This is a genomic window from Caulobacter segnis (genome assembly GCF_023935105.1).
GTDB classification, from domain to species: Bacteria; Pseudomonadota; Alphaproteobacteria; order Caulobacterales; family Caulobacteraceae; genus Caulobacter; species Caulobacter segnis_B.
Window position 1 is genome coordinate 820,490 of the sequence record NZ_CP096040.1, and the last position, 14,696, is coordinate 835,185.

Consider the following 14,696-nt stretch of genomic DNA (forward strand, 5'->3'; position numbering starts at 1 on the left):
GCTTGGTCTCCGGAAAAGGCGCCGTCAGCCGGCGCGTTTGACGTCTTGATCGGCCGCGTCGGGCGGTTGCTCGGGCTGGTATTCCAGGATGTCGCCCGGCTGGCAGTCCAGGAAGTCGCAGATGGCTTCCAGGGTCTCGAACTTCACGCCCTTCACCTTGCCGGACTTCAGCAGGGACAGATTGGCGTCGGTGATGCCGATGGCGCGGGCCAGCACGTTGGAGCGCACCTTGCGCCGGGCCAGCATCACGTCCAGGCGCAGGACGATCGGCATCAGACGAAGGCCTCCCGGTCCTCTTCGATCTCGCGGCCGACCTGCATGACCTGGCCGATCACGAAGACCAGCAGCCCCAGCACGAAGGCCTGAAGGCTGGCCATGTGGGCCCAGTTCCTGTCGATCTCGTAGCCGGTGGCCGACAGCGCCAGGTGGCACAGCAGCGGCGAGAGCGCATAGGCGCACAGCCAGCCGCCGACCCGCCCGAAGCGGCGGGCGGCCTCGGCCGAGAACACCTCACCCCGGGCATAGCCTCGAAACAGGGACCGCAGGCTCCAGAACATTATCAGGATAGGCGTGGCCCGTACGATGCCGACCAACACATAGACCAGGCGATGGACCAGGGGCAGCGCGCCGAACGCCACCGTATTGGCCGGAGCCTCGCCGATGTAGCAGTTGTCCGGTCCGATCCTGACCAGCTCGCCCTTGTAGAACAGCATGACCCCGATCGCCGTGACCAGCAGCGCGGCGGCCAAGGCGAACAGGCCGGTGAACAGCCAGACGGCAGCCCGGCTGCCCAGGCGCACGCGGCGCTGGGCCAGGCTTTCGGCGGGCGGCGTGGCCGGCGCGCGAAACAGCGGCTTCAGATGCAGGACAGTAGCCATGACGTCCCTCCTGACGTCACGGTCTTACAGAAAAAAGTTTCTGTCAAACGATATGATCAGGTGAGAGCGGCCGCCGCGAAGTCACGCCAGGCCTTGGCCTCCTTGCGGAAGTGGGCGTGGGTCTTGTCCAGCCGCTTGTCGATCTCGACAAGTTTGGCGCGGGCCTCGTCCTTGCGGCCGGTGCGGGCCAGGAAGACCGTGTAGCGGGCGATGCCCTCGAAGCCCGGATAGTTGTCGGCGGCCCAGGACAGGGCGGTGTCGGCCTGGGTCTCGCGGCCCAGGGCGTGGTAGACGCGGCCCAGGGCCAGCATGGTGTGCGGGGTGCGGCCGGCGTTGGGCTGCTCGCCCAGCTTTTCCAGCAGCGGCAGGGCCTCGGCCGGGCGGTTCAGCTCGATCAGGGCGTTGGCGCGGCCCAGCAGCAACTGGGCGTCGTCGGCGTACATGCCCGTCAGGCTGTCGGCGTAGAGCTTCTCGGCCTCGGCGTGCTTGCCCAGCTCGGTGGCGGCCACGGCCAGGCGGACGCGGTTGGCGACGGTCGGAGCGTCGTCGACGGCCTTGGCGGCCTCGCGATATTCGCGCTGCGGGTCGATGGCCTTGCGCGCGGCCTGGCCCATCTTCTGGGCGGTGCGGCCGCCCATCAGCTCTGGCAGGAGCACGGCGACCAGGTAGACGATTCCGCCCAGCGGCTGGAACACCAGGATGATCCACAGCCAGTACATCTCACGGTGCGTCCGCACCACGTGGACGCACAGCGCGATCGAGAACAGCAGCGAAAGGCCCAGCAGGGGCAGGGGAAGCGAGAACAGGGCTGACATGCCTGGACCTCTACCGAATTTAGATCCGTCGCTCTAGGCCGGCTTGCGCGGATCGGCCTTGGGCGCGGGGGCCAGGCGCATGACCTCGGCCTGGAAGCGCTCGTCGTCGCCGGCGGCGGCAAAGGGCAGGGCGTCGGCGATGGCGTCCAGCATCGGGTCCAGCCACTGGTGCTCGACCTTGTGGAAGTCGCCCAGCACGTAGTGCATGACCGCGTCCTTGTGGCCCGGATGGCCCACGCCGATGCGGCCCCGGCGGAAGGCGTCGCCGACCTGGCTGGTCACCGAGCGGATACCGTTGTTGCCGGCGGCGCCGCCGCCGATCTTCATGCGGAAGCGGCCGGGGGCCATGTCGATCTCGTCGTGGAAGACGATGACGTCGGCGGGGGTCAGCTTGAAGAACTTCATGGCCTCGCCCACGGCGCGGCCGCTTTCGTTGTAGTAGGTCTTGGGCTTGAACAGCAGCAGCTTGACCGGCCCGTCGGCCGTATTGACCTGGCCCTCGCAGGCCAGGCCCTGGAAGCGGGCGCGCCACGGGGCCGTGCCCCACTTCCGGGCGATGGCGTCGACGGCCATGAAGCCGACGTTGTGGCGGTTCTTCTCGTACTTGGGCTCGGGATTGCCCAGGCCGGCGAGGATCAGCATGGCGGCGTCTCGGGGATCTCAAACGAAAACGGGCGGACCCGAAGGCCCGCCCGTCTCTTAAATCGGTTCGGTCAAACGACCGACAGGCGATTAGGCTTCGGTGGTGGTGTCGCCGGCGTCCGATTGGGCGGCCGACGAGGCCTTCAGGGTCGCGATCACGAAGTCGCGGTCCATGGCCGGCTTCACGCCTTCCGGCAGCTTCACTTCCGAGATGCGGATGGTGTCGCCGATGTCGTGGTTGGCCAGGTCGATGACCAGCTCTTCCGGGATCTTGTCGGCCGGGCAGGCCAGTTCGACGGTGTGACGGATCACTTCCAGCGAGCCGCCCTTCTTCATGCCGACCGAGATGTCCTGGTTCTTGAAGTGAACCGGCACTTCGATCTTGATCAGCTGGTGCTCGTCGACGCGGTACAGGTCGAAGTGGACCGGCTCGTCGGTGACGGGGTGGAACTGGACGGACTTGGCGATGACCGATTGCTTTTCGTCGCCGTGTTGCAGGGTCACCAGGTGGCCCAGCAGCTTGCCGGTGTACAGCGACTTGCGGAATTCGTTGGCGCGCACGGCGATGTTCACCGGGGCCTTGCCGCCGCCGTACAGGGTGCCCGGGACCTTGCCTTCGCGACGGACGGCGCGGGCCGCGCCGGTGCCGGCGCCTTCACGGACTTCAACGTTCAGAATGATCTCGGCCATAGTGTTGTCTTTCTAGAGAGCCGGATGCTCTCTTCTGTGACCCAGGCGCCTATGGCTGTATTGCCACGCTCGCCCGGTCGTTTTGGGGTCGCGCTACATACACAAAAGGGCCGGGCGACGCAACGCCCGGCCCCTTCGCGACGATTTCGCGGGAAATCAGCTCTTCTTGGCCGCCGGCTTCCTGGCCTTGGCCTTGGCCTTTGCCTTGGCCGAGTTCGAGCCGGCGCCCTTCACGGCGATCGACTCCTTGACCGGCAGCATGCGCGGCGGCTCGGGCGGCAGGCTGGCGCCGGCGCCCTTGACCACGCAGGCCCCGGTGTCGATCAGGATGTGCTGGCCTAGGCAGAAGATGTCCTCGTAGTGCGGCTTGGACACGGCCAGGCACTGGTAGAGGTTCAGCTTGGCCATGTTCAGGCAGTTGGCCGTGGCCCAGTCGCCGCTCAGGGCGTCGATTGAGGTCAGGTTGTTGTCGCCGGCCGCGCCCAGGGCGGCCAGGGCCGCCACGGCCAGGCCGCGGATCACGATCGGCTGATAGGGGGCGGTCGCCGCGCGTGGGGTCAGGCCCAGCGGCTGGCCGCCGGTCGAGGCCTGCTGCAGCACGGCCACGTCGGCGCTCTCGGCCAGGGCCGGGGTGGCCGACAGGGTCTTGGCCGAGGCCAGGCGACCGTCGCGGTCGAGCACGGAGGCCTTGGACCAGGACGACTTCTGGACGTCGTAGGCGGCCTGCTTCACAGCCTTGCCGGCCATGTAGACCTTCAGGCCGTCGCCGCCGATCTGGTCGATGATCAGGCCCGCGGCGCTGTCGCTGCCCTTGAACACGGCCGCGTAGGACGGGTTGGAGAAGATGTTGGCGATCATCTCCTGGCGCTGGGTCGGGTTGGCGGCCACTTCGCGCACCGAGCCGACGAAGGTGGGGTCCTGCAGGGCCAGGACGGCGGCATAGGCCACCGCGCCGTTCATGAACGACTTGGTCTCATAGGCCGCGCCGACCTTCAGCGAGGCCTGGATCTGGTCGCCGTTCTGGAAGTCGGGCGACACCGCGCCAGCGCGGGCCATGTAGCCGCGGAAGGCGCTGGCGCGCTCGACCAGGCTGGCCGACAGGGTGATCGGCGGCGTCGGGGGCGGGGCCTGGACGACGGGCGGCGGCGGCGGTGGCGGGGAGCTACAGGCCGCGACCAGCGCGGCCAGCGCCACGGCGGTCGTCGTCAGGACGACCCGCGTACGCGAAAAGGAACGCATTTTCGAAAACTTCCCCATCAGTCTTGGCCCGGAAGGTCCTGGGCGGCGCACGTAGCAGCCCGGGTCGGCGACATTGTGACTGTCGCCCCGTTAACCAGACTTTTACAAGCGGAGCCATGGCGTTGGGTGTTTCGCGGCGACCGCCGATTAACCACGAGAACGCGCCCGGCAGGTCAGTCGAACAGTTTCGACACCGACTCTTCGTTGGCGATCCGGCGGATGGCCTCGCCGATCAGCGGGGCGCACGAGACGTAGCGGATCTTGGGACAGGCCTTGGCCGGGTCCGAGGCCTCGATCGAGTCGGTGACCACCAGTTCGGTCAGGACCGAGTTGGCGACCCGGTCGGCCGCCGCGCCCGACAGCACGCCGTGGGTGATGTAGGCGCTGACCGACTTGGCGCCGTGGCTCATCAGGGCCTGGGCGGCATTGCACAGGGTGCCGGCCGAGTCGGCGATGTCGTCGAACAGGATGCAGCGGCGATCCTTGACGTCGCCGATGATGTTCATGACTTCCGACTGGCCCGGGCCCGAGCGGCGCTTGTCGACGATCGCCAGGTCGGCGTCGTTCAGGCGCTTGGCCAGGGCGCGGGCGCGCACCACGCCGCCGACGTCGGGCGAGACGACCATCAGGTCATCGCCCATCGGGTAGTGCTTGCGGATGTCCTCGGCCATCAGGCGGGAGGGCAGCAGGTTGTCGGTCGGGATGTCGAAGAAGCCTTGGATCTGGCCGGCGTGCAGGTCCATCGTCAGGACGCGGTCGGCGCCCGAGCGGGTGATCAGGTTGGCGACCAGCTTGGCCGAGATCGGCGTGCGGCCGCCCGTCTTGCGGTCTTGGCGGGCGTAGCCGAAGTAGGGGAGCACGGCGGTGATCCGCTTGCCCGACGCGCGCTTCAGGGCGTCGATGCAGATCAGCAGCTCCATCAGGTTGTCGTTGGCCGGATAGCTGGTCGACTGGATGACGAAGACGTCCTCGCCCCGCACGTTCTCGTCGATGGTGACGAACACCTCGAGGTCGGCGAACCGGCGCACCTGGGCGCGGGTCAGCGGCATGTCGAGATATTCCGCGATCGCCTGGGACAGCGGGCGGTTGGAGTTGCCGGACAGCAGCTTCATGGGGATATCTCGGAGTGGGGTCGGCCGTTGGGGCGCCTTCTAGCAGTGATCCGCCGTCGAGCAAGTGTTAACGGCCAGACTTTTTCGCTTCCGTACCCTGAGGATCGCCGGCGTGTTCCGGAAGCCTCACGCTTCCAGGCTGATCGCCGACAGCAGGCGGCCATAGTCGCCCTCGCCGTTCAGGAAGGCGCGGCGGTTGGAGAAGAACCATTCCTCTTCCGCCCGCGTGTCGCGGCCGACCCATTCGCGGCGCTCGACGCCGGCGGTCTCCAGGCGGTCCAGCACGAACGACGGCAGGTCGAAGAACCGCTTGCCCTCGCTCGCGCCCGGCTTGAAGAACCGGCCCGAGCCGGGGCAGTCGGCCTCGAACCGGTGCAGGAACTCCAGACCTACCTCGTACGATTTCGGGCCGATGCAGGGGCCGACGACGCCGGTGATGCGGTCGGGGCGGGCGCCCATCTCCACCATGCAGTCGACGGTGGCCTGGACGATCCCGTCCAGCGCTCCGCGCCAACCGGCGTGGGCGGCGGCCGCGACGCGAGCCTCGGGATCGACCAGCAGCACCGGGGCGCAGTCGGCGGCCAGGGCCCCGCAGATCACCCCGGGGGTCTTGGTCACCACCGCGTCGCCCTCGGGACGAACGTCGCCCCACTGGCCATCGGCCTTGATCGCGATGGTCGAGTGGATCTGGTAGCAGGTGTTCAGGTCTTCAGGATCGCCGCCGAACCAGCGCGCGGCGCGGGCCCGGTTCTCGATGACGTCGGCCGGGTCGTCCTTGCTGCCCCGCCCCACGTTCAGGCTGTCGTAGATCCCGGTCGAGACCCCGCCCTGGCGCGTGAAGAAGGCGTGCTTCACCCCGGGCAGGCTGGACAGCAGCGGCGACTGGAGGGTCGGCAGGTCGGGCGTCTTGGTCATGTCGCGTCCTCGAAGAGGGGGGGCGAAAGGTCGGGCGCGCACAGGCACGCGACCTTGAACAGAGCGCCCATCTGCGCCTTGCCGACCAGACGATCAAGCTGTCTCGCCAGCTGGTCGGCGCGATCGGGCCGGGCCTCAGCCAACGCCTGGGCGCGCGCCTCGATCCCCAGGGCCAGCAGGAACTCGGCCTGGGTGAGGATCGGCCCCGCCTTGGCGCCGGTCTCGCGGGCCGCGGCGACCACGGCCGGGAAGTCGACCCACACGGTCAGGTCGGCCAGGCCGGCGGTCTTCAGCGGGTCGACTTTCCGGTGGTTCTGGATGGCCTGCAGCGTGTCGCCGGCCTCGGGCTGGGCCCGGCCGTAGTCGATCAGCAGCGCCGCGCCGCCGTCCGTGACCAGGCGGTGCGCGATGTCGGAGGCCAGGGCCGCCTGGGCGGGGGAGGATTCCCAGATGCTCCCTTCCCCCTCGATGGGGGAAGGGTTGGGGATGGGGGTGACTTCGGTGGCGGCGGCTTGGCGACGGCGCGCTTCATCGAATGCCGCGATCACCCCCACCCCTACCCCTCCCCCATCAAGGGGGAGGGAGATTTTCCCGAGCGACTTCAGCCCGAACGCCAGCTCGCCGTCGTCGGAGAGCCCGATCACCCGCTCGGCCCAGCCGGTCTCGGTCCGCACGAACTGGCGGGCGGGCAGGCAGTCGAGGAGTTCGTTGGCGACCAGGATCATCGGCGCGCCGCCGGGGACCCCGTCCAGGCGGGAGGCCCAGTGAGGCATGTCACCCAGCTTCGCCGCCTGTTTCGCGCGCAGCGGCCGTGACACCTCGACCAGCCAGACCTCGGCGGCGGCCAGGAACGCCGGTTCCAGACGCCCGGCGCGCAACAGGTCGCTCATCAGCGTGCCGTCGCCCGGCCCCATTTCGACCAGGCGGAACGGCGCAGGCCGGCCCATCCGGGTCCAGGTCTCGAGCATCCACAGGCCGATCAGCTCGCCGAACATCTGGCTGACCAGCGGGGCGGTGATGAAGTCGCCGCCGTCGCCGCCAAGGCCTCCCAACGCGGGGCGCGTGGCGTAGTAGCCGTCGCGCGGGTCGTGCAGGCAGCGGGTGAAGAACTCGGGAACGCCGATCGGTCCGTCCTGGGCGATCTGCGCCTTCAGGCGATCAAGCAGGCTCATGACCCTCGTCGCCGCCCTTCGTTTCTTGTGGCGGCTTAACCGGTTCCTTCAGCGCCTTCCACAGCAGCCAGCCGCCGACCAGGATCATCGGCGTCGACAGCAGCATGCCCATGGTCAGGCCCAGCGGGAAGTCGGGCATGCCGATGTCGGGATTGCGCACGTTCTCCAGCGACAGGCGGAAGACGCCGTACGAGATCAGGAACATCGCCACGATCGCCCCGCGCCGTTGCAGCCACTTCAGGCGATAGACGCAGAGGGCCAGGATTAGGAACAGCAGCAGGCCTTCCAGTCCCGCCTCGTACAGCTGGCTGGGATGGCGCGGCAGCGAACCGGCCGGACAGATATGCTGCGGATGGCTGGCCTTGATCGTCTCGTTGCAGAAGACGATGCCCCACGGCCCGTCGGTCGGTCGGCCCCACAGCTCGCCATTGATGAAGTTGGCGATGCGGCCGAAGAACAGGCCGATCGGGGCGACGGGCGCGATCAGGTCGCCCAGCTTCAGGATGTCAATCTTCTGCTGGCGGGCGAACAGCGCGATCGCCGCGCAGACCCCCAGGAAGCCGCCGTGGAACGACATGCCGCCTTCCCAGATCTTGAAGATGTCCAGCGGATGCGCCAGCAGCCAGGTCCGCTGCTCCGAATTCAGCAGCATGTAGAAGAGGATGTAGCCGATCCGGCCGCCCAGGATGATGCCCAGGGTGATCCACAGCACCAGGTCGTCGATCTGCAGCGGCGTGGCCGTGGGCGTGCGGCCGCCCCACAGGCTGGGGGTCCGCGTCATGCGGACGGCGAAGCGCCAGCCCAGCAGGATGCCCGCCACATAGGCCAGGGCGTACCAGCGCAGGGCCAGCGGACCCCATTGCAGGGCCCAGGGGCCGATGTGAACGACAGGATCGATATCTGGAAAGATCACGCCGGACAGCTCCGTTCGGGACAGATCGTCGCACCTGTATAGGCTTCGGGCTTCGCTTTCATCCCCCGTTTCCCATATAAGAGGCGCGATCCACTGTTGGGTCCCCCGGAACCGCGATGCACAGCCAGAACCCCTTCCTCGACGAATTCGCCAAGCTGACCCAGGCGGCCATGGGCATCGCCCAGACGGCCGGCGAGGAGGCGAAGACGGCGATGCGGGCCCAGGCCGACCGCCTGGCGGCCGAGTTCGACCTGATCCGTCGCGACGATTTCGAGGCTCTGAAAGCCGAGGTCGCCGCCCTGCGCGAAGAGGTCGCGGCGCTGAAGGCCGCCCCCAAGGAAACCAAGAAAGCGCCGTCCAAAAAGGCCGCGCCTTCGGCCGAATAGGCGAATCGCCGCTCGCTCGCGGCGTGAAGCGGGTTGAGACGAAAGCAACGAAGCAGATTAGTGTCCCCTGGTACGTGAGCGATTCAGAGCGGGGGTAACCCTCGCCGTCGCGGGCGGGGACGTAGGTTTTTCATGGATACCCAACCGGAAGACGACGACGTCCTGATGGCTCTCGACCCCCTCGAGGTGGTCGAGCATGTGCTGTCGGCCGAAAACCTGACCTTCGATCGCACCGAAGACGGCGACCTGGCCTTCGCCCTCAAGGGCGACTGGAAGGACTATGAGCTGTGGTTCGCCTGGCGGCCCGAGGCCGACTGCCTGCAGCTGTGCCTGTCGCTGGACCTGCGCGCCCCGAAGAGCAAACGCGCCAACGCCTACGAGCTGCTGGCCCTGATCAACCAGCGCGTCTGGCTGGGCCACTTCGAGGTCTGGACCGAGGACGGCGAGGTCGTGTTCCGCCACGCCCTGGCCCTGCCGGCCGGCGAGCGCCCGACCATGGCCCAGGCGGCGTCGATGATCGACGCGGCAGTGGAGGCGGCCGATCGCTTCTTCCCGGCCTTCGAATTCCTGCTCCAGGGCGCCAAGACCCCGGACCAGGCCATGGCCGCCTGCATGTTCGAGACCGTGGGCCAGGCCTGATCGCCTGCTTGGCCCTTGGCCAAGGCTTCCCGGGGGCTTAAGGCCACGGCGATAGTTCGTCGGAGCAGCCTCATGACCCCCATCCTCCTCCTCGGCGCCGGACGCATGGGCGGGGCCCTGGCCCAAGGCTGGCGCGAGGCCGGCGCTTTCTCGGCCGCCGACCTGATCATCCGTGATCCGAACGTCGATCCCGCCGCCTTCGAAGGTGCGAGGGTCAACCCACCGTTGGAGGCCATGGGCGCGGCCAAGACCGTGCTGCTGGCCGTCAAGCCGCAGATCTGGCGCGAGGCGGTCCGGGACGTGGTCCCGCACCTGGCGCCCGACGCCGTCATCGTCTCGATCGCCGCCGGCGTCCGCGCGGCCGACATCGCCGAAGTCTTCGGCGGTCGCCGCGTGGCGCGGGTCATGCCGACCACCGCCGTCGCGATCGGCCTGGGCGCGGCCTCGATCCACGCCGATGACGAAGACGCCCGCGCCGTGGCTCGCGCCCTGTTCGCGCCGGTCGCTACCGTGGTCGACCTGCCCAGCGAAGACCTGATGCACGCGGCCACCGCCGTGTCGGGCTCGGCCCCGGCCTATCTCTACGCCTTCGTCGAGGCGCTCGAGGCCGCTGGCGCCGCCCAGGGCCTGGACGCCGCCGACAGCGCCAGGTTGGCCCGCGCCACGATCATCGGCGCGGCGGCGCTGATGGCGCGGGGCGGCGAGGAACCGGCCGAACTGCGCAAGCAGGTGACCTCGCCGGGCGGCACGACGGCGGCGGCCCTTACCGTGCTGATGGGCGAGGGCGGCTTCGGAGACTTGCTGCCCAAAGCGCTCGAGGCCTGCGTGACGCGGTCGAAGGAATTGGGGGGCTGATACTTGCCCCCTCCGCGCTGCGCGCTCCTCCCCCGGAGGGGGAAGAAGGTCGCCTTCCGCCCCCGCTGGGGGCGGACGACCTGCGGAGCAGGTCAGGTGGGGGCTTGCTGAGCCAGCCGTCCTGACCCCATCTCTCCGGTCATGACCGCCGAAGACATCCTCGACCGCGCCGCCGATGCCGCCCTGGCCCTCGCCGCTGACAAGCCTTGGCGCAACGTCTCGCTGCGCGACATCGCGGTGAAGGCCGAGGTTCCGTTCGCCGAGCTCTATGCCGAGGCCGATAGCAAGGCCGCCGTGCTCGCCCATCTCTCGGCGCGCTTCGACCGCGCCGCGCTCTCCGTCGACTATCCGGAGAACTCCGAACCGCACGACCGCCTGTTCGACGCCGCCATGGCCCGTCTGGAGGCCATGGAGCCCCACCGCGCCGCCCTGCTGGCCATCGCCAAGTCGGAAGGTCCGCTGGCTTCGGCGTCGCGCTTTCCGCGCATCGCCCGCGCCATCCTGGAGGCCGCCGGCGTCCCCGCCACCCCGCCGCGTCTCTTGGCCATGACCGCCGTCTGGGCCCGCGTCGTCCAGGTCTGGCGCGACGACGAGGGCGCGCTGAACCGCACCATGGCCGAGCTGGACAAGCGCCTGAAGCAGATGGCCGAGCGGCTCGGCAGGATCGGGGCGGGGTTTTGAAATCCTCCCCCTAGCGGGGGAGGTGGTCGCGAAGCGACCGGAGGGGGAAGTGCTGCCTAGCCTGCCTCTTCCCCCTCCGTCGTCTCTTCGAGCCGACACCTCCCCCGTTTGGAGGAGGATTTTTGGGCGCTACCCCGGCAATCTCATCAGGGCCCTAAGCCCCCCCATCGCCGAGCGCGACAGCACCAGGTCGCCGCCCAGGCCGCGCGCCATGTCCCGCGCGATGGCCAGGCCCAAGCCCACGCCCTTCTCGTTCTGGTTCCGGCTTTCGTCCAGGCGCGAGAACGGCTTGAAGGCTTCCTCGTAGCGGTCCTCGGGGATGCCGGGCCCATCGTCGTCGACGGCGATCTCGACGCCGCCGGTCTGGCGCGCGGTGGCGGTGACCTTGACCCGGTCGGCGTGGGCGACGCCATTGTCCACCAGGTTGGCCAGGGCCCGGCGGAAGGCGAGAGGGCGTAACCGCGCCTCCAGACCTTGGGTGATCTCGGTCTCGATCGCCGCCCCGCCGCGCTCGGCGTCGGCGACCACGCCCTGGACCAGCTCCGTCAGATCGACCACCCGCGCATCCTCGCCGCCTTCCCCGCGGGCGAAGGCCAGGTACTCGTCGATCATGTGCTCCATTTCGGAGAGATCGCCCTTCATCGCCTCCAGCTGCTCGCTGGGCTCGGACATGGCCATTTCCAGCTTCAGCCGGGTCAGCGGCGTGCGCAGGTCGTGGCTGACGCTGGCCAGGAGGGCGGTGCGCTGCTCGATGTGGCGAACGATGCGGGCCTTCATGGCGATGAAGGCGTAGGCGGCCTTGCGCACCTCGCGCGCGCCGTGCGGCTTGAAGTCGGGATCCTCGCCCCGGCCGAACGCGTCGGCGGCGTCGGCCAGGCGCTCGATGGCCCGCACCTGGTTGCGGATGAACAGGATGGCGATCGCCGTCAGCAGCATGGTCGCCACCACCATCCACAGGATGAAGATGTGGCCCTGGGTGGCGTAGGCCCGGTCGCGCAGGGCGTAGATCTGCAGCACCCCGCCTTCGACCTGCACGCGGATGTCGATGTAGGCGGTGTAGCGGGTGGTGTCGAACCAGAACGGGTTGTCGAGCCGGTCTTCCAGGGCCTTCTGCAGCGAGCGGTCCAGGGCCGCGAACAGCGAGGGACGGTGGCCGGTCGGCAGCTTGCGGCCCTTCTGGAAGGCGATCGACAGGGACATCGAGTCCTCGGCCCGCTGCGCCAGCTTGGCGACGGCGGCGGGGCTGGGATCGTCCTCGTAGGACTGCACCGCCCAGGCGATGTCGCCGGCCAGGCCTTCCGACAGCTTGCTGGTCACCGACTGCCAATGGGCGTCGAAGAACGCCCAGGTCACGGCGATCTGCATGATCGCCACCGGCAGGATGATGATCAGCAGGCTGCGGCCGAACAGGGTGGTGGGCAGCAGGCGCTTGAGCGGCCGGGGAATGTTGAAGCGAGCGCTGAGAGGCATCAATCCGGCGCCAGCCGATACCCCACGCCCCGCACCGTCTGCAGATAGCGCGGGTTCTTCGGGTCCGGCTCGATCTTGCGGCGCAGCCGGGTGACCTGGACGTCGACGGCGCGGCCGGTGGCGTCGGCGGTGTCGCGGGCCAGTTCCAGGCGGTCGACCGGATCGTGGGCCGAGCGGGCCAGGCGACGCATCAGCGTGACCTCGGCCTCGGTCAGGCGGACCACCTCGCCGTCGCAGGTCAGCTCGCCGCGCTCGGGCTCGAACGTGCAGCGACCCAGGCTCAGCGCGGCGGTGCGGGTCCCGACGGGGCGGGCGGTCGAGCGGCGCAGGATGGCCTCGATGCGCAGCAGCAGTTCCTGCGGCTCGAACGGCTTGCCCAGATAGTCGTCGACGCCGTTGGACAGGCCCTCGATGCGGTCGGCGGTCTGGTCGCGGGCGGTCAGCATCAGGATCGGCGTGCGGCCCGTCTCGCCACCCTTGCTCCGCAGGCGCTTGGTGAAGGCGTAGCCGTCCTCGCCCGGCATCATCACGTCCAGCACCATCAGGTCGAAGTCCAGGGCCTCGAACAGGTGATCGGCCCTGGCCGCGTCGGCGGCGGCCGTGACGCGGAAGCCGGCCCGGCTGAGGAATTCCTTGATCAGCTTGCGCAGGCGGTCGTCGTCGTCGACCACCAGGATGTGGCGCTCGCGGCGCTCGTCGGGGGTCATGTCGGCATCCGGCGAGCGGGACCGACGCCTTGCCGTGAACCGGCCAGAGCGGCCAGGATCCGACGGGTGCCGGCCACGCCGTCGAGTCCGCCGGTGCGATAGGCCCGCGCCAGCAGCGCGCGCAGGCGCTCGGCCGTGCGCTGCTCGAAGGCCACGCCCTCGGGGGTCAGGGTCGCCGGGCGGCGGCGGCCGTCGAGGTCGCCCGAGCCGCGCTCGACCAGGCCGGCCTTCTGCAGGTCGGCCAGGGTGCGGCTGGCGGCCTGCTTGGACAGGCTGGTCAGCTTCGAAAGATCCTGCACCCCGATGCCCGGCCGGCGACGCAGCAGGAAGGCCGCGCGCCAATGCGAGCGGCCCAGTCCCAGGGTCTCGCTCTCCAGCGCCGCGTCGACGGCGGCCCACAGCGCGGCCTCGGCCAGCAGGATCAGCTCCAGCCCGCCGTCCAGTTCCTCCTCGCGGAGGATCAGACGGGGATCGTCCGAACCGGGCTGCAGCGGGGCTATCATCAGGCGGAGTCCATTTTATTTGACGCGTTCGCCCTCGGGGCGTCTAAGGGCCGGGTTTTCCATAAGGAGGTCTCGGGCCGATGTCTCTGGTTCCCTTCGACGATCGTGATGGTTGGATCTGGCTGGACGGCCAGTTCGTTCCCTGGCGCGAAGCGAAGGTGCACGTTCTGACGCACGGCCTCCATTACGCCTCGTCCGTCTTCGAGGGCGAGCGGATGTACGGCGGCGAAATCTTCAAGCTGACCGAGCATACCGAACGCCTGTTCAAGTCCGCGGAAATCCTCGATTTCAAGATCCCCTACACGGTGGCCGAGATCGACGAGGCCTGCAAGGCGACGGCGGCCAAGAATAATCTCCAGGATTGCTATGTCCGCCCTATCGCCTGGCGCGGCAGCGAGATGATCGGCGTTTCGGCTCAACAGACCAAGATCCACGTGGCCATCGCCGTCTGGGAATGGCCCAGCTATTTCGACCCGGCGACCAAGGCCAAGGGCATCCGCCTGACCTGGGCCAAGTACAACCGCCCGGACCCGAAGACGGCCCCGACCGCGGCCAAGGCCGCCGGCCTCTACATGATCTGCACCATCTCCAAGCACGCCGCCGAGAAGGATGGCTACGCCGACGCGATGATGCTCGACTATCGCGGCTATGTGGCGGAAGCCACGGGCGCGAATGTGTTTTTCGTCAAGGACGGCGCGCTGCACACGCCCAAGCCCGACTGCTTCCTGGATGGCATCACCCGCCGCACGGTGATCGACCTGGCCAAGCAGAAGGGCGTCGAGGTGATCGAGCGCCACATCCAGAAGGAAGAGCTCTCGGGCTTCACCGAGTGCTTCATCGTCGGCACCGCCGCCGAGGTCACGCCGGTCTCGGAGATTGGTGAGTTCAAGTTCACGCCGGGCAAGCTGTCGCTGGACCTGATGGACACCTACGCGGCCCTGGTCCGCAACGCGGCGCTGACGCCGGCCTAAGCTGGACTGTCGCTAGAAAACATGACGCCGCCCGGACCGCTCCGGGCGGCGTTCTTGTTCCTGCTCCCCTCACGGGAGGGGGAGTCGACAGCGGCCCAACTTCGCCCT

At 68.8% G+C, this 14,696-nt stretch carries 18 protein-coding genes and 1 pseudogene; 5 read left to right on the forward strand and 14 right to left on the reverse strand.

All coding sequences use genetic code 11. The features are described 5' to 3' along the window. Positions 1–24: 24 nt before the first annotated feature. The 10 genes from MZV50_RS04035 to lgt all read right to left on the reverse strand — a co-directional run bounded on the left by MZV50_RS04035 (position 25) and on the right by lgt (position 8,376). Positions 25–273 carry a helix-turn-helix domain-containing protein gene (locus tag MZV50_RS04035; protein WP_252633136.1) on the reverse strand — a complete coding sequence of 83 codons (249 nt, stop codon included), beginning with the start codon at positions 271–273 and terminating at the stop codon, positions 25–27. Continuing rightward, positions 273–878: a DUF2975 domain-containing protein gene (locus tag MZV50_RS04040; protein ID WP_252633137.1), complete on the reverse strand. Its 606-nt coding sequence runs from the start codon at positions 876–878 to the stop codon at positions 273–275. Before MZV50_RS04040 ends, MZV50_RS04035 begins: the two co-directional genes overlap by 1 nt. 56 nt (positions 879–934) lie before the next feature. Beyond that, positions 935–1,684: a hypothetical protein gene (locus MZV50_RS04045; protein WP_252635172.1), complete on the reverse strand. Its 750-nt coding sequence runs from the start codon at positions 1,682–1,684 to the stop codon at positions 935–937. Between the two features lie 42 nt (positions 1,685–1,726). Continuing rightward, a complete protein-coding gene (gene pth / locus MZV50_RS04050) occupies positions 1,727–2,335 on the reverse strand; it encodes an aminoacyl-tRNA hydrolase (RefSeq protein WP_252633138.1) in 609 nt (202 codons plus the stop codon). Between the two features lie 90 nt (positions 2,336–2,425). Then, positions 2,426–3,025 (reverse strand): 50S ribosomal protein L25/general stress protein Ctc, encoded by a 600-nt coding sequence (locus MZV50_RS04055; RefSeq protein WP_252633139.1) that lies wholly within the window; start codon positions 3,023–3,025, stop codon positions 2,426–2,428. A 156-nt stretch (positions 3,026–3,181) separates the two neighbouring features. Continuing rightward, positions 3,182–4,264 carry a hypothetical protein gene (locus tag MZV50_RS04060; protein WP_252633140.1) on the reverse strand — a complete coding sequence of 361 codons (1,083 nt, stop codon included), beginning with the start codon at positions 4,262–4,264 and terminating at the stop codon, positions 3,182–3,184. 173 nt (positions 4,265–4,437) lie between these two features. Continuing rightward, positions 4,438–5,376 (reverse strand): ribose-phosphate pyrophosphokinase, encoded by a 939-nt coding sequence (locus MZV50_RS04065; protein ID WP_252633141.1) that lies wholly within the window; start codon positions 5,374–5,376, stop codon positions 4,438–4,440. A 126-nt stretch (positions 5,377–5,502) separates the two neighbouring features. After that, on the reverse strand, positions 5,503–6,291 hold the full coding sequence (gene pgeF, locus MZV50_RS04070; RefSeq protein ID WP_252633142.1) for a peptidoglycan editing factor PgeF: 789 nt from the start codon (positions 6,289–6,291) through the stop codon (positions 5,503–5,505). Then, positions 6,288–7,463 carry a class I SAM-dependent methyltransferase gene (locus MZV50_RS04075; RefSeq protein ID WP_252633143.1) on the reverse strand — a complete coding sequence of 392 codons (1,176 nt, stop codon included), beginning with the start codon at positions 7,461–7,463 and terminating at the stop codon, positions 6,288–6,290. The genes pgeF and MZV50_RS04075 overlap by 4 nt, the downstream gene beginning before the upstream one ends. Next, entirely contained in the window at positions 7,450–8,376 is a 927-nt protein-coding gene (lgt, locus tag MZV50_RS04080; RefSeq protein WP_252633144.1) for a prolipoprotein diacylglyceryl transferase, read from the reverse strand. Before lgt ends, MZV50_RS04075 begins: the two co-directional genes overlap by 14 nt. A 116-nt stretch (positions 8,377–8,492) precedes the next feature. Between lgt and MZV50_RS04085 the strand changes: the two genes are divergently transcribed. The 3 genes from MZV50_RS04085 to proC all read left to right on the forward strand — a co-directional run bounded on the left by MZV50_RS04085 (position 8,493) and on the right by proC (position 10,256). Next, entirely contained in the window at positions 8,493–8,762 is a 270-nt protein-coding gene (locus MZV50_RS04085; protein ID WP_252633145.1) for an accessory factor UbiK family protein, read from the forward strand. 132 nt (positions 8,763–8,894) lie between these two features. Further along, complete coding sequence (locus tag MZV50_RS04090; protein ID WP_223392991.1) at positions 8,895–9,401, forward strand: YbjN domain-containing protein; 507 nt, start codon at positions 8,895–8,897, stop codon at positions 9,399–9,401. A 72-nt stretch (positions 9,402–9,473) separates the two neighbouring features. Next, positions 9,474–10,256 carry a pyrroline-5-carboxylate reductase gene (proC, locus tag MZV50_RS04095; RefSeq protein ID WP_252633146.1) on the forward strand — a complete coding sequence of 261 codons (783 nt, stop codon included), beginning with the start codon at positions 9,474–9,476 and terminating at the stop codon, positions 10,254–10,256. 6 nt (positions 10,257–10,262) lie between these two features. Here proC and MZV50_RS26660 read toward each other — a convergent pair. After that, positions 10,263–10,348, reverse strand: a pseudogene (locus MZV50_RS26660) (hypothetical protein); the annotation flags it as partial. A gap of 49 nt (positions 10,349–10,397) precedes the next feature. Here MZV50_RS26660 and MZV50_RS04100 point away from each other — a divergent pair. Further along, entirely contained in the window at positions 10,398–10,937 is a 540-nt protein-coding gene (locus MZV50_RS04100; protein ID WP_252633147.1) for a TetR family transcriptional regulator, read from the forward strand. A gap of 129 nt (positions 10,938–11,066) precedes the next feature. Here MZV50_RS04100 and MZV50_RS04105 read toward each other — a convergent pair whose 3' ends face one another. From MZV50_RS04105 to MZV50_RS04115, 3 genes are read right to left on the reverse strand one after another with little or no spacing between them, the layout of a single operon-like run. Further along, positions 11,067–12,407: an ATP-binding protein gene (locus MZV50_RS04105; RefSeq protein ID WP_252633148.1), complete on the reverse strand. Its 1,341-nt coding sequence runs from the start codon at positions 12,405–12,407 to the stop codon at positions 11,067–11,069. Further along, complete coding sequence (locus MZV50_RS04110; RefSeq protein WP_252633149.1) at positions 12,407–13,114, reverse strand: response regulator; 708 nt, start codon at positions 13,112–13,114, stop codon at positions 12,407–12,409. Before MZV50_RS04110 ends, MZV50_RS04105 begins: the two co-directional genes overlap by 1 nt. Then, on the reverse strand, positions 13,111–13,617 hold the full coding sequence (locus MZV50_RS04115; protein WP_252633150.1) for a MarR family winged helix-turn-helix transcriptional regulator: 507 nt from the start codon (positions 13,615–13,617) through the stop codon (positions 13,111–13,113). The genes MZV50_RS04110 and MZV50_RS04115 overlap by 4 nt, the downstream gene beginning before the upstream one ends. Positions 13,618–13,697: 80 nt before the next feature. Between MZV50_RS04115 and MZV50_RS04120 the strand changes: the two genes are divergently transcribed. After that, entirely contained in the window at positions 13,698–14,588 is an 891-nt protein-coding gene (locus tag MZV50_RS04120; protein WP_252633151.1) for a branched-chain amino acid aminotransferase, read from the forward strand. Positions 14,589–14,696: the final 108 nt, after the last annotated feature.

Excerpts from the sequence above, each read along its gene's own strand:
- MZV50_RS04035 (WP_252633136.1), bottom strand. The coding sequence starts at position 273 with ATGCCGATCGTCCTGCGCCTGGACGTGATGCTGGCCCGGCGCAAGGTG.
- MZV50_RS04040 (WP_252633137.1), bottom strand. The coding sequence starts at position 878 with ATGGCTACTGTCCTGCATCTGAAGCCGCTGTTTCGCGCGCCGGCCACG.
- pth (WP_252633138.1), bottom strand. The coding sequence starts at position 2,335 with ATGCTGATCCTCGCCGGCCTGGGCAATCCCGAGCCCAAGTACGAGAAG.
- MZV50_RS04055 (WP_252633139.1), bottom strand. The coding sequence starts at position 3,025 with ATGGCCGAGATCATTCTGAACGTTGAAGTCCGTGAAGGCGCCGGCACC.
- MZV50_RS04060 (WP_252633140.1), bottom strand. The coding sequence starts at position 4,264 with ATGCGTTCCTTTTCGCGTACGCGGGTCGTCCTGACGACGACCGCCGTG.
- MZV50_RS04065 (WP_252633141.1), bottom strand. The coding sequence starts at position 5,376 with ATGAAGCTGCTGTCCGGCAACTCCAACCGCCCGCTGTCCCAGGCGATC.
- pgeF (WP_252633142.1), bottom strand. The coding sequence starts at position 6,291 with ATGACCAAGACGCCCGACCTGCCGACCCTCCAGTCGCCGCTGCTGTCC.
- MZV50_RS04075 (WP_252633143.1), bottom strand. The coding sequence starts at position 7,463 with ATGAGCCTGCTTGATCGCCTGAAGGCGCAGATCGCCCAGGACGGACCG.
- MZV50_RS04085 (WP_252633145.1), top strand. The coding sequence starts at position 8,493 with ATGCACAGCCAGAACCCCTTCCTCGACGAATTCGCCAAGCTGACCCAG.
- MZV50_RS04090 (WP_223392991.1), top strand. The coding sequence starts at position 8,895 with ATGGATACCCAACCGGAAGACGACGACGTCCTGATGGCTCTCGACCCC.
- proC (WP_252633146.1), top strand. The coding sequence starts at position 9,474 with ATGACCCCCATCCTCCTCCTCGGCGCCGGACGCATGGGCGGGGCCCTG.
- MZV50_RS04100 (WP_252633147.1), top strand. The coding sequence starts at position 10,398 with ATGACCGCCGAAGACATCCTCGACCGCGCCGCCGATGCCGCCCTGGCC.
- MZV50_RS04105 (WP_252633148.1), bottom strand. The coding sequence starts at position 12,407 with ATGCCTCTCAGCGCTCGCTTCAACATTCCCCGGCCGCTCAAGCGCCTG.
- MZV50_RS04110 (WP_252633149.1), bottom strand. The coding sequence starts at position 13,114 with ATGACCCCCGACGAGCGCCGCGAGCGCCACATCCTGGTGGTCGACGAC.
- MZV50_RS04115 (WP_252633150.1), bottom strand. The coding sequence starts at position 13,617 with ATGATAGCCCCGCTGCAGCCCGGTTCGGACGATCCCCGTCTGATCCTC.
- MZV50_RS04120 (WP_252633151.1), top strand. The coding sequence starts at position 13,698 with ATGTCTCTGGTTCCCTTCGACGATCGTGATGGTTGGATCTGGCTGGAC.